Genomic DNA, 12,363 nt, shown 5'->3' on the forward strand with positions numbered 1-12,363 from the left:
CCGCTGGTCCGGGCCCACCTCTTCGCTCAGATGCCCGGCTCGGGCTGTTCACGCGGCGGGAAACGGATGCTCCGCAAGGGTGCTCTTGGACTGCCTGTTGTCATGAGCACCGGGAACGGGTTTGGCCAACCCGATGGCTCTTCGACGGGACCGGTGTCCGACAAGCTCCCCCTCAAGGCGTGGTGGTCGCGACGTGCCGACTGGGCCGACCCGCCATCTCGACCACGTCCCCCCGACCTCCATCCGTTATCTTGATAGCTATATCGAAGTGGCCCATCGCGGGAAGCGGGAAATACTGGCGGCCGGCCGCCGCCCCAAGCGCGGCTTCTACAGTTGTCGTGACGAAAGTGCGATGCGGAGCGGGACATGACTGCGATTCAGGACGAAACGGTCGACGAGACCGAGGGTTTCGACGCCGAGGACGGCTTCGACCCCGCCCCCGACGCCGCAGGCATCGATCCCGAACGCCTCCAGGCCTGCCTTGACGTCCTGGCCGAGGTCGACCAGCTCCCCACCGAACACCCCGACGCCGTGGCCGTCCGCCGGGCGACCGCGCGCATCTTCAAGTCGGTCCGGATTCGCCGCCGCGCCGCCAAGCGGGCCGCGGTGACGCAGGCCGACAAGGCCGTCACCGAAGCCACCGCCACCGGCTCCCCCGACCGCATCGACGACGAGACCCAGGGCATCCCCCTGGTCTCCAACACCGTCGGCGCCAGCGCCGGGACCCTCCTGCGCGCCCGCTCCTGCTACACCTGCAAGCAGCGCTACCACGTGGTCGACGCGTTCTACCACCAGCTCTGCCCACCTTGCGCCGAGCTGAACCGGGGACGCCGGGACGCGCGGACCGACCTGACGGGGCGCCGCGCCCTGCTGACCGGGGGCCGGGCGAAGATCGGCATGTACATCGCGCTGCGCCTGCTGCGCGACGGCGCGCACACCACCATCACCACCCGGTTCCCGCACGACGCCGTGCGGCGGTTCGCCGGGATGCCCGACAGCGCCGACTGGCTGCACCGGCTGCGCGTCGTCGGCATCGACCTGCGGGACCCGGCGCAGGTCGTCGCGCTGGCCGACACCGTCGCCGCGCAGGGGCCGCTCGACATCATCATCAACAACGCCGCCCAGACCGTGCGGCGGTCGGCCGGGTCGTATTCGCTGCTCGCGGAGGCCGAGTCCGCTCCCCTGCCGTCCGGGCCGCTGCCCGAGATGCTGAGCCTGGGCCGCACCGGCGACGCGCACCCGGCGGCGCTCGCGGGGGCCATCGAACCGCACACCAACGACCTGCACCCGGTGACCGCGCTCGCGCTGACCGCGGGCTCGGCGTCGCCGGAGCGGATCGCGGAGAACACCGCCATCGACGCGGGCGGCCTGGTGCCCGACCTGCACCCGGTGAACAGCTGGACCCAGCGGGTGCACGAGGTCGACGCCATGGAGCTGCTGGAAGTGCAGCTGTGCAACCAGACCGCGCCGTTCATCCTGATCAGCAGGCTGCGCTCGGCGATGGCCGCGGCGACCGCGCGACGCAAGTACGTGGTCAACGTGTCGGCGATGGAGGGCCAGTTCAGCCGCGGCTACAAGGGCCCGGGCCACCCGCACACGAACATGGCCAAGGCCGCGCTGAACATGCTGACCCGCACCAGCGCCCAGGAGATGCTCGCCGACGGCATCCTGATGACCGCCGTCGACACCGGCTGGATCACCGACGAACGCCCGCACCCGACGAAGATGCGGCTGGCCGAGGAGGGCTTCCACGCCCCGCTGGACCTCGTCGACGGCGCCGCGCGGGTCTACGATCCGATCGTGCGCGGTGAACTGGGCGAGGACATCCACGGCTGCTTCCTGAAGGACTACGAACCCGCGGCCTGGTAGGGCGCCCGCAACCTCCTTCGACTCCGCACGTCTGTCTGTTCACGCAGAGAGAACGGGTGGGGATCACGATGAACGGCACCACAGCACGAAGACTGACCGGCCTGCTGGCGGCCGCCGCCTTCACCGCCGTCGGCTGCACCAGTGTCCAGACCAGCGACGCGCAGGGCCGGGTCACGACGACGCCGCCGCCCACCGAGACGGTCACGGTCACCGCGACCGACGCCGCCAAGCCCAACGGCGGCGGCGCGCACACCACGACCCGCGCGACGCCTCCGCGCACGACCACCCACCACACGACAACGACCACTTCCAGGCCGCCGACCGGCCCGGTGATCGTGAGCTTCACCGTGGTGCAGAAGCCGTCGTGTCCGATCAACGGCACGCCCGACGCGCCGTACTCCAAGCCGGGCACGCCGGTCATCATCGCGTGGAAGATCACCGGCGCGGACGGCGCGGCGATCGCGGTCGACAACCCGACCCTCTACGGCGCCTACGGCAAGGACTATCCGGCGACGGGGCAGTTGGAGCTGTCGTTCCCGTGCTCAAGCACAGCCGGGCAGACCACGCACAAGTACACGGTGTGGCCCAAGGACGCGAAGACCGTCTCCAAGACCCTGACCGTCAGCGCGCAGAACAACCCGTGAGCTACTTCGGCAGCTTGACCGCCCAGCGCCGCTTCGTCCGGCCCGTGCCCGCACACGTCGCCGACGATGGCGTGCACCGTGCCGTCGTCGGCTTCGACGACGTCGTAGAAGTCACCCCCGAGCAGCATCCGCTCGCGGCCAGCGGCGTAGCGGCTCTGCACGCGCAGCCCGTCGTCCTTGAGCACCGGCGTGGGCAGCAACCCGCGTTCGAGGCGCCCTTTCTCCATGGAGAGCAGCCGCTCGTGGCGCAACTGCCGTGGACTTCCTCGCCGCGGGCGCGTTCGACCGCGTAACGCAGCACCCGGGCCAGCAGGTCGCCGTCGACCTGCTCCTTGACCTTCTGCCTGCAACCAAGTCGACTCCATGACGTGCCGCATCCCCGGATTTGATGTTAACCGCCCGCGGCACTCGAGCCGGAGTGAACGCACCCCAGGGACGGCCCACGCACGGGCGCGTCACGCGGGTGGGTCATAGTGGACGGGTGACTGGGCCGTTGGAGGGATGGCTGCCGGTGCGCGGCCTGGAGGCCGTCTTCGCGGCGGGCCGGGCGTTGTTGCCCTCCGTGCCCACGACACCCGCGGGAGTGCTCGAGACCGCCGTCCGGGTCGCGGCCCAGCGGCTGCGCGGGAAGCGGGTGACCGTCCGGACCGCGGACCAGGACGTCCCCATGACGGTCGTCGACCTGGCCTGCACGGGCGACACGTTCCGGCTGGCCCAGGGCCGCATCGATGAGGCGACGTTCGAGGCGAGGGAGTTGGGCTGGCCCCCGCTGCCCCTCGAGCGGCTTCTGGTGACCGCCCGCGACCTGCGCTTCGCCGGGCCGCTCTCCACCACCGTCACCGCCGAGTCGGTCCAGCTCGACGTGACGATCACCGCGGACACCTTGCTGGCGGAGATCGCCGAGACCCGACCCGACCTGAGGGTGCGCTTCGGCACCGTCCTGCTGGTCTCCCGCAAGCCGTGGCCGGGGGAACTGGAAGTGGCCCCGGAGGTGGCGGACGGCGTCGCCCGGCTGCGTCCGACCGCCCTGTGGGTCGCCGGACGCAGGCTGCCGCTTCCGGGCAGGCTGTCCCCCTTCGAACTCCCGCTCCCCGACCTGCCGCGAGGTCTGACCCTCACCTCGGTGATGACGTCGGAGGACGGCGTGCGGCTGCGCGGCGAAGCCCAGGACTGGCGCGACAAACTCTCCAGCACCCCGCTGGCCGAGATGGTCGGACTGCTCGCCACGGCCGCGCAGACCCTGACGATCGGCCGCTAGACCCCCGCGGCCAACTGGTCCATCGTGTACTGCACCAGTTCGATCAGCACTTCCTTGCTCGACTCCCGGTCCCGCACGTCGCAGCTCACGATCGGCACGTTCGGGTCGAGGTCCAGCGCCTGCCGGACCTGGCCGTCGGTATGCGGGAAACCGTCCTCGAACCGGTTCACCGCCACCACGAACGGAATGTTGCGGTTCTCGAAGAAGTCGATCGACGGAAAGCTCGAATCCAGCCGCCGCGTGTCCACCAGGACGACCGCGCCGAGCGCGCCGATCGCCAGTTCGTCCCACATGAACCAGAACCGGTTCTGCCCAGGCGTCCCGAACAGGTACAGCACCACCCGCGGACTGATCGTGATGCGGCCGAAGTCCAGGGCGACGGTGGTCGTCTCCTTGCCCTCGATCCCCGCCATGTCGTCGACGCCGACCCCCGCCTCCGTCAGCACCTCCTCGGTGCGCAGCGGCGGGATCTCGCTGACCGAGTTGACCATGGTGGTCTTCCCGACGCCGAATCCGCCCGCGACCACGATCTTGACCGCGGTGGGAATGACCCCCGTGTCACTCAATTGTTCAGATCCTCCGAATGCCATCGAGCACCGCCTGCAGGAACTTCGTGTCGACGATGTCCGAGGTTTGGAACGGCGCGCCCGCCACCACATCCCCCAGCTCGAGCAGGTCGCTGATCAGAATCTTCGCCACGACGAGGGGGATGTTCAGGTAAGCCGCGATCTCGGCCACCGACAGCGGCCGCTCGCACAGGTCGACGATCTCCTGGTGCTCGGGTGTGAGCTGGGAGAGGTCCGACCGGTTGCGGGAGGCGCGGATCTGGGTGACCAGGTTCAGGTTCGGCGCGCCCGGCCTCGTCCGGCCCCGCGTCATCGCGTAGGGCCGGATCAGCGGGCCCGCCGCCTCGTCGAACCACCAGTCGCGGTCCCCCGCCATCAGGACGGCCGTCGACCCGGCAGCACCGCGGGCTGCCCCACCCTCGGCGCCGACGCGAGGTGCGCCCCTACCCGTTTGACCAGCATGTTCATCTCGTAGGCGATCATGCCGATGTCGGCGTCCTCCTCGCCCAGCACGGCCAGGCAGGCGCCTCGGCCCGCGGCGGTGACGAAGAGGAACGCGTGGTCCATCTCGACGATCGTCTGCCGCACCTGGCCGCCGCCGAACTGTCTGCCGGTCCCGCGGGCCAGGCTTTGGAACGCCGAGGCCATCGCGGACAGGTGTTCGGAATCGTCCTTGGACAGGTCCTCGGACCGGCCCAGGAGCAAGCCATCCGCGGAGAGCACGACGGAGTGGCGGATTCCGACGACCCTGCGGACCAGGTCGTCCAAAAGCCAGTTGAGCTGGCGGTCCTGGCCGATCTTGTCGTTCACGTGGTGCAGTCCTCCCTCTCGATCAGAAGTCTCTTGGCTCGACCGGCGGGTCGGCTCGGCGCGCGTCGCGCGTTCCCCGTTGGAACGCCGACATCGTGTCGCGCACGCGTTCCGGGGAGTACTCGCGTTCCGGCGGGTCCTCGACGGGCGGTTCGTCGCGCAGCTGGGGCGCGAGGTTCTGCTGCCGTTTCCTCCTGGGCAGCGCGGGCCCCGTCTCGTCGTGCCCACCGCCCACACAGTTCTCGTTCACCTTGCGCGGCTCCCCGACCTCGACGTTGGCTCGGTCGATGTCGCCGCCGCCGAGTGCCGCGGCGAAGTCGGTCCCGAGGTCGGTGATCTGCCCGCGGAATCCTTGCCGTGGCACCGTTTCCGGTGTTTCGTCGTCGTGCATCGGCCAGTGGGCGCCGTCGTCTGCGGCACCCGCCGAATCCGACCACATCCAGTCGATGCCTGTCATCGGCGGTTCGAACGGCGTCCCAGCGGGCTCCGGCGCCCGTGCGTTGCGTTCGACGTGCTGGCGGGGCCGCGGGCCGGGTCCCCCCGACTCGTCGTCCACCGCCTCGACCACGATGTCCGATGGCAGGAATACCAGCGCCACCGTGCCGCCGTACGGGGATTCGCGCAGTTCGACCCGGATGGACCGCCTGCTCGCCAGCCGCGCCACCACGAACAGCCCAAGGCGCGACTCGCCGCGCAGCGCCATCGCGTCGAACTCGGGCGGGTAGGCGAGCATCTGGTTGGCCTGCTCACGGTCCTCGGTGGTCATGCCCAGGCCGTGGTCCTCGATCTCCACGACCACACCGCCGGAGACCTGGCTGGTGTAGACGTCGACCTGGGAGCGCGGCGGCGAGAACGACGCCGCGTTGTCGACCAGTTCGGCGACGAGGTGGATGGTGTCGGCCACGGCGACGCCCTGCAGCGCGACGTCGGGCACCTGCTGGACGCGGACCCGCACGTACTGCTCGGTCTCGGCGACGGCCGCGCGCAGGATGTCGAGCAGCCGCACCGGTCTGCGCCACTGCCGACCGGGCTGCTCGCCCGCGAGGATGATCAGGTTCTCGGCGTTTCGGCGGGCCCGGGTGGCCAGGTGGTCGAGCTGGAACAGCGCGTCGAGGTGCTCGGGGTTCTCCTCCTCGCGCTCGATCTTGTCGAGGATCTTGAGCTGGCGGTGCACCAGTCCCTGGTGGCGGTGGGCGATGCCGAGGAAGACCCGGTTGACGCCTTCGCGGGCCTGGCTCTCCTTCACCGCCGCGGCGATCGCGGTGTACTGCGCGGCGTTGAACGCGTCGGCGACCTGGCCGATCTCGTCGGTGCCGTAGTCCAGTGGCGGCACCTCGGCGCCGACGTCGACCCTGGCGCCCTGGCGCAGCCGGTCGACGATGTCGGGCAGCCGTTCGTGGGCCAACCGCAGGGAGTCGTTCTTGAGCCCTTGGAGCCGGGTGACCAGCGCCTGGTCGACGAGCCTGCGGGCGATCCAGGTGGCGACCGCCATGCCCGCGATCACCGTCAGCAGGGCGATGAGGCTGCCGATGAGCCCGGTGGCGAACCGCTTGTCCGCCCGTTCGACGACCACCGCGACCGCGCCCGCGACCTGCTGGGTGGACAGCTTGATCAGGTCCTCGGCGCCCGCGGTGGTGACGGTCGACCACTCCTGCGCGGTGACGGGCGGCCCTGGCGGCGGGTTGCGCCGGTCGTTGGTCTCCTCGCGGGGGCCCGCGGTGATCAGCGCGTTCTCCGCGGCGACGAGCCGCTGCCACATCGGGGACGCGGCGAGCCGCTCGTAGGCGGTCTTCGCCGGCTCGACGCCCAGGGCGGCCTGGGTGAGCAGGGTGGTGCGGTAGGACCCGACCAGGGTCACGAACGCGACGTGCTGCTCGGGGGTGAACCCGCCCGCCGCGATCGCCACGGCGCCGAGCGAGCCCGCCCGCGACATCCGGTCGCCGACCCGGATGGTGTCGATCATCGTCAGGGTCGACTCGACCATGCCCGCGTCGGGCAGGGCCCGGGCCTGGGTCTCGAACACGGCGAGGCCCGCGTCGACCAGGCCGTTGTAGTACTCGTAGACCTGGTTTATGTCCGCGCCGCCGCGTTCGACCTCGGTGCGTCGCTGCGGCAGCGCGCTGACCGACTCGATGAAGCCGCGCAGCCGCGCGTCGATCTCCGGGGTGGTGCTGCCCGGCATCTGGTCGAGCGCGGTGGTGAAGTCGCGCAGAGCCACGTCGGTCGTCTGCTGCTGGGTCTCGAGGGCGGGCAGGTCCGGTGTGCCCGCGTTCAGCGCGGCGATCGTGGCCTGCCGTTCGCGCTGCAGCGCGGCGAGCGTGTTGACCGCCGGGATGGACCCGCCTTTGACCGCGGCGGCGGTGTCGCGGATGAAGATGCCGTCGAACACGGTGTAGGTGGAGAAGACCGCCCACATGGCCAACAGGATGAGCGCGGGAACGAGGACGACACCGGTGAGGCGGGACCGGATGGACGTGCTCTTGGCCTGCGCACCACTCTTCCGCTTCACAGCTCTCCACAACGTCGGGCCGACGGCGTGATCGACGCCGGTGGTGCCTGAACGAACCGCCTCCCGACCTGATCACTCGGTGTCGAGGCGCGCCCGCTTGGCTGTGGCCGAGTCGCTCCAGGGCGGGTATCCGGCTGACGCGCCCCTACCGCGCGTCTGCCCCCTCGCACCTGTTGGCTCCCCCATCCACAGCGGTTCTCACTGTCGCCCGTTGTCCCGCCGCGTTCCCCGGCCGTGATCGCCCTACGGAGTGATAGTCGACGTTTTACAAGATCAACGGCACTCAGAGCAAACGATCGCGCGCGGTACGCGAGGGAGAGAGTAGCGGTTCACTCGATCGTGGAATTGGCGACCCCTTGACTATCTCCGCAGAACGGACACGTCCGTCCGATAGGCAAAGCCCGGATCTCCATAGGGTGACCAAAAGGGTAATAAAACTCGGGCGTGGCTACGGAGTGACAACAGGCCCTTGCCCAGCGCCACCAATCAGGGGGAAGGTCTGATCACCCATCCGAGAGCCGGTTAACGGCGTGACGAAGGACTCCCCATGGGCGCCAAGAAGACCGGCGGCAGCGAGCCGGGCGACTCCCTTTTCCCCGCACTACGCGCGTTCATCCGGGCCCGGGGATCGGACTACCTCAAAGACCCGAACGTCTCCTCGATCGGCGTGGGCTACAAGGTCCGCGGCCGCAGGCAGACCAAAGAGGTCTCGATCCAGTTCACCGTCGCGGCCAAGGCGGAGCCCGAGCAACTGGAGGCACTGGGCACCGCGATGCTGCCGCCGTCGATCACGGTCAACGGCGTCGAGGTGCCCACCGACGTGCTGCAGCGGGTCTACAAGGCCGAGTTCCGGGTGGTGGCCGAGTCCGATCCGAACGCACGCAAGGTCCGGATCGACCCGGTCCGGCCGGGGGTCAGCGTCGGCCACCCGAGCATCACCTGCGGCACGATCGGCGCGATCGTCTACGACATGGAGACCGGCAAGCCCTGCGTGCTGAGCAACTGGCACGTGCTGCACGGCAACAGCGGCGCGCTCGGCGACGTGGTCGTGCAGCCCGGAACCCACGACGACAACCGGACCGCCCAGAACCACCTGGGCCCGCTGCTGCGGTCGTACCTGGGCATCGCGGGCGACGGCGCCATCGCGGCGATCGAGGGCCGCGGGATCGACGCGTCCCAGCTCGACCTCGACGTCGTGGTCGACGAACTCGGCGAGCCCGAACTGGGCGACAAGGTGGTCAAGGGCGGGCGCACGACCGGGGTCACCCACGGTGTGGTGCGGCGGATCGACACGATCGCGAAAATCAACTACGGCGGGGCCAAGGGGATCATCGAGGTCGGCTGCTTCGAGATCGGCGTGGACCCGGCGAAGAAGCCCCTCGACGGCGAGATCAGCAGCGGCGGCGACTCCGGGGCGGCCTGGGTCTTCAGGGCGGCGAACGGGCGGCCGGGAAAGGTGCTGGCCGGGCTGCACTTCGCGGGCGAGGGCGGCGGCGACCCGGACGAGCACGCGCTGGCCTGCCTGCCCCGGTCGATCTTCGAGAAACTGGGCGTCACCCTCGTGCGGCCCGAGGCCGGAGTCGCGGTCGGGGGCTTCAACTCCGGGTTCCTGAGCGTGCCGCTGGCCGTGCCGGACCTCGACCCGGCGGTGCGCGACGACGCGGTCGGTGTGGACGGAACCACCCGGGTCGACTACACGCATTTCTCGCTGACCATGAGCCGGAGTCGGAAATTCGCATACTGGGTGGCATGGAATGTCGATGGCGGCGGACTGAAGAAGATCAGCCGCACCGGAATTCCATTTGTGAAAGATCCTCGCTTGCCTGCCGGAGTTCAGGCCGGGGACGAGCTGTATCGGGACAATCGGCTCGATCGGGGGCATCTCGCCCGCCGAGCCGATCTTCTCTGGGGCTCACTCGACGAAGCGCGTCAGGCTAATCGCGACTCGTTCTTCTTCACGAACATCACCCCGCAGATGGACGACTTCAATCAGAGCGCGCGCAATGGCCTGTGGGGGCGGCTGGAGGACGCGGTCTTCGCCGATGTCGACGTGGACGACCTGAAGGTCAGCATCTTCGGCGGCCCGGTGTTCGGCGCCGACGACCGGGTGTTCCGCGGTGTGGCCATTCCGCGGGAGTTCTGGAAGGCCATCGCCTTCGTCGAGGGCGGGACGCTGCGGGCCGCCGCGTTCCTGCTGACCCAGAACCTCGACCAGCTCGAAACCCTGGACCTCGACGAGTTCCGGTTGTTCCAGGTGTCGGTGGCCGACCTTGAGGCCCGCACGAGCGTGCGACTCCCCGACGCGCTCCGGGCCGCCGACACCGTGCCGGTGCGCCCGGAGGCCGCGGGCCCGCCCGCTCCCCTTTCAAGCCTGTCGGACATCGTCTGGACTACTTGACCGTTCCCAACACCTTGGTCACGGTGATCTCGATGACGACCCGGCGCGGGTTGACCCGCGGGGTCTTGTAGCGCTGCGCGTAACGGTTCTCCGCGTCGGCGACGGCTTCGGCGTCCTGGACGACGACCGCCCGACCCTCCACAGTGGACCATCGGCGGCCGTCCACCTGACACAGGGCGGCGGGCGCGCTGCCCGCCTTGAGAATGTGCCGCACCTTCGCGGAGTCGCCGGAGGTGATCACCCGCGCGACGCCGTTCTCGAAGTCCATGGTCGCCCCGACCGGCACCACATGGGGCGTGCCGTCGGGGCGGACCGTGGTCAGTGTGCAGAGATGGCGTTCCCGCCAGAACGCCTCGAACTCATCGGATACCGGTGGCACCCGACAACCCTAATCATCCTTCGTCGCCGAAGAAGGACTCGCCCACCTCTTCGAAGACCTCGCCCAGGACCATGCCGCCGACGAGACCCGCGGCCACGCCGCCGACCATGCCCATACCGCCGCCACCCCGGTGACCCCCGTGGTGGCCGCCGCCGTGAAAACCGTTTGACGGGCGCCGCGAGGAGACCTCGCCGAGCCACTGGGAGATCAGCCCGGCCCAGTCGGTGCGCTCGGCCTCCTCGTGGGAGACGTGGAAACGGCCGAACGCGTCGCCGCCGGAGGAGAACATGCCCGGCCTGCGGTCGGCTTCGAGGACCACGGCCATGCCCGCCGGGTCGGTGACGAAGGTCAGCTCGACCTGGCTGATGCCGCGCGCGAGCTCGCGCGGCGGGTGGAACTCGATCTCCTGGAAGAACGGCAGCCGCTGGTCGACACCGTGGATGCGGCCGTGCTCGAGGTCCGCGGAGCGGAAGTGGAAGCCCAGGCGGGCGAACGCCTCCAGCACCGCGGCCTGCGACGGCAGGGGCACGATGTGCAGGGCGTCGAGGTCGCCCTTGTCGACGGCCTTCGCCACGGCCAGCTCGGTGCGCAGGCCCAAGCCCATGCCGTGCAGCTGGTGGCCGAAGACCTCGGTGACCGGGGCCTCCCACGGGACGGGCAGGCGGAACGGGACCACGGTGCTCTGGCCCGCGCCCAGCGGGAACCGGCCGGACACCACGGCGCGGTCGAACTCGACGACGGCGGCGCCGCTGCGCTCGACCCTGGTGACCAGCGACAGCGCGATGTAGTCGATGTCGGAGGGGTGCTCGCCACCGGTCATCCGCACCTCGCCGACGATCTCGCCGCCGGGGTACACGCGGGACTCCGTCAGCACCGTGTCGACCGTCGGGCCACCGACGCCGAGCGCGCGCAGCATCTTCTTGAACACCATCAGGTAGTTCTCTCCTTCACAGCGGGGCCGTCCACCGTCAAACGGGTCGCGCCGGGCGCGCGTTCCCGAGTCTCGCCATCCTTGACGCACGAGCGGGGGAACGGTTCCCTGCGGCACGCCGAACATTGAGTGAGCGGAGAGCTCCATGATCGCATCGCCCGCCCGACTCGATCGGGTGACCGTCGACCGGCTCGGCGAGGAGCGGCTGGACTGGCGGTTCAAGTCGGTGCCGCACGCGCTGTTCGGGCTGTCCGTCGACGAGGCGATCGCGCGCCGACCTGTCCTGTTCGACTTCGTCGGGCCGGTCGTCGCCCTCGACGGGCCCGCGATCGAGCACAACCTGGCCACCATGGCGGCGTGGACCGCCGAGCGCGGGCTGCTGCTCGCCCCGCACGGCAAGACGACCATGGCCCCCGCCCTCTTCGCCCGCCAGCTCGACCACGGCGCGTGGGCGATCACCGCGGCCACCGCCGGGCAGCTGCGGGTGTACCGGGCGTTCGGGGTCAGCCGGGTCCTGCTGGCCAACGAGTTCCTCGACCCGGCCGGGCTGCGGTGGCTGGCCGCCGAACTCGACGCCGACCCGGACTTCGAGTTCACCTGCTGGGTCGACTCGGTGCGTGGGGTGGAGCTGATGACCCAGGCATGGACGGGCGCCCGCCCGATCGATGTCCTCGTGGAGGTCGGGGTCCCCGGCGGGCGCACCGGCGTGCGTGACCTCGACACGGCCAGGACGGTGGCCGCGGCCATCGCGGCCAGTCCGGCGCTGCGGCTGACCGGGGTCGGCGGGTACGAGGCTCCGGCGTCGGCCGACGCGAGCCCGGCGGGGCTCGACGCCGTCGCCGCGTACCTCGACCGCCTGCGCGCGACGGTGGAAGCGCTGTCGTTCGAGACCGACCGAGTGATCGTCACCGCGGGCGGCAGCGCGTTCTTCGACCTCGTCGCCGACGCGCTGACCGCGCCGTGGCCGGTGCCGGTGCTGCCGGTGCTGCGCTGCGGCAC

Annotated in this window: 12 protein-coding genes; 6 read left to right on the top strand and 6 right to left on the bottom strand. The window is 70.3% G+C overall.

Annotated elements, in window-relative coordinates:
• The first annotated feature begins 366 nt into the window (after positions 1-366).
• The 4 genes from ACRDSQ_RS04145 to ACRDSQ_RS04160 all read left to right on the top strand — a co-directional run bounded on the left by ACRDSQ_RS04145 (position 367) and on the right by ACRDSQ_RS04160 (position 3,771).
• A complete protein-coding gene (locus ACRDSQ_RS04145; RefSeq protein WP_431418899.1) occupies positions 367-1,869 on the top strand; it encodes an SDR family NAD(P)-dependent oxidoreductase in 1,503 nt (500 codons plus the stop codon).
• A gap of 68 nt (positions 1,870-1,937) precedes the next feature.
• Positions 1,938-2,513, top strand: coding sequence for a hypothetical protein (locus tag ACRDSQ_RS04150; RefSeq protein WP_431418900.1), 576 nt, complete (start codon positions 1,938-1,940; stop codon positions 2,511-2,513).
• On the top strand, positions 2,510-2,806 hold the full coding sequence (locus ACRDSQ_RS04155) for a hypothetical protein (RefSeq protein ID WP_431418901.1): 297 nt from the start codon (positions 2,510-2,512) through the stop codon (positions 2,804-2,806). The genes ACRDSQ_RS04150 and ACRDSQ_RS04155 overlap by 4 nt, the downstream gene beginning before the upstream one ends.
• A 188-nt stretch (positions 2,807-2,994) precedes the next feature.
• Positions 2,995-3,771, top strand: coding sequence for an LmeA family phospholipid-binding protein (locus tag ACRDSQ_RS04160; protein WP_431418904.1), 777 nt, complete (start codon positions 2,995-2,997; stop codon positions 3,769-3,771).
• On the opposite strand, the gene ACRDSQ_RS04165 is transcribed toward ACRDSQ_RS04160, so the two are convergent.
• From ACRDSQ_RS04165 to ACRDSQ_RS04180, 4 genes are read right to left on the bottom strand one after another with little or no spacing between them, the layout of a single operon-like run.
• Positions 3,768-4,361, bottom strand: coding sequence for a GTP-binding protein (locus tag ACRDSQ_RS04165; protein WP_431418905.1), 594 nt, complete (start codon positions 4,359-4,361; stop codon positions 3,768-3,770). The two genes, ACRDSQ_RS04160 and ACRDSQ_RS04165, sit on opposite strands and share 4 nt — an antisense overlap.
• Positions 4,342-4,713, bottom strand: a complete 372-nt coding sequence (locus ACRDSQ_RS04170) for a DUF742 domain-containing protein (protein ID WP_091370049.1) — start codon at positions 4,711-4,713, stop codon at positions 4,342-4,344. Before ACRDSQ_RS04170 ends, ACRDSQ_RS04165 begins: the two co-directional genes overlap by 20 nt.
• A complete protein-coding gene (locus ACRDSQ_RS04175) occupies positions 4,713-5,147 on the bottom strand; it encodes a roadblock/LC7 domain-containing protein (RefSeq protein ID WP_431418906.1) in 435 nt (144 codons plus the stop codon). The genes ACRDSQ_RS04170 and ACRDSQ_RS04175 overlap by 1 nt, the downstream gene beginning before the upstream one ends.
• Positions 5,148-5,169: 22 nt before the next feature.
• Positions 5,170-7,656, bottom strand: a complete 2,487-nt coding sequence (locus ACRDSQ_RS04180; RefSeq protein WP_431418909.1) for a sensor histidine kinase — start codon at positions 7,654-7,656, stop codon at positions 5,170-5,172.
• Between the two features lie 547 nt (positions 7,657-8,203).
• Here ACRDSQ_RS04180 and ACRDSQ_RS04185 point away from each other — a divergent pair.
• Complete coding sequence (locus ACRDSQ_RS04185; RefSeq protein ID WP_431418912.1) at positions 8,204-10,054, top strand: DNA/RNA non-specific endonuclease; 1,851 nt, start codon at positions 8,204-8,206, stop codon at positions 10,052-10,054.
• Here ACRDSQ_RS04185 and ACRDSQ_RS04190 read toward each other — a convergent pair.
• Together ACRDSQ_RS04190 and ACRDSQ_RS04195 are read right to left on the bottom strand one after the other, a co-directional pair.
• Entirely contained in the window at positions 10,047-10,433 is a 387-nt protein-coding gene (locus ACRDSQ_RS04190; protein WP_431418914.1) for a pyridoxamine 5'-phosphate oxidase family protein, read from the bottom strand. The genes ACRDSQ_RS04185 and ACRDSQ_RS04190 overlap by 8 nt on opposite strands.
• A 13-nt stretch (positions 10,434-10,446) precedes the next feature.
• The gene (locus ACRDSQ_RS04195; RefSeq protein ID WP_431418916.1) at positions 10,447-11,364 is read right to left on the bottom strand and encodes a sporulation protein; all 918 of its coding nucleotides are present in this window, start codon (positions 11,362-11,364) and stop codon (positions 10,447-10,449) included.
• A 145-nt stretch (positions 11,365-11,509) separates the two neighbouring features.
• Here ACRDSQ_RS04195 and ACRDSQ_RS04200 point away from each other — a divergent pair.
• Positions 11,510-12,363, top strand: an 854-nt coding sequence (locus ACRDSQ_RS04200) for an alanine racemase (RefSeq protein WP_431418918.1), incomplete at its 3' end; no start/stop codon positions are given.

It is taken from the genome of Actinokineospora sp., from assembly GCF_050699995.1.
Classification (GTDB): Bacteria; Actinomycetota; Actinomycetes; order Mycobacteriales; family Pseudonocardiaceae; genus Actinokineospora.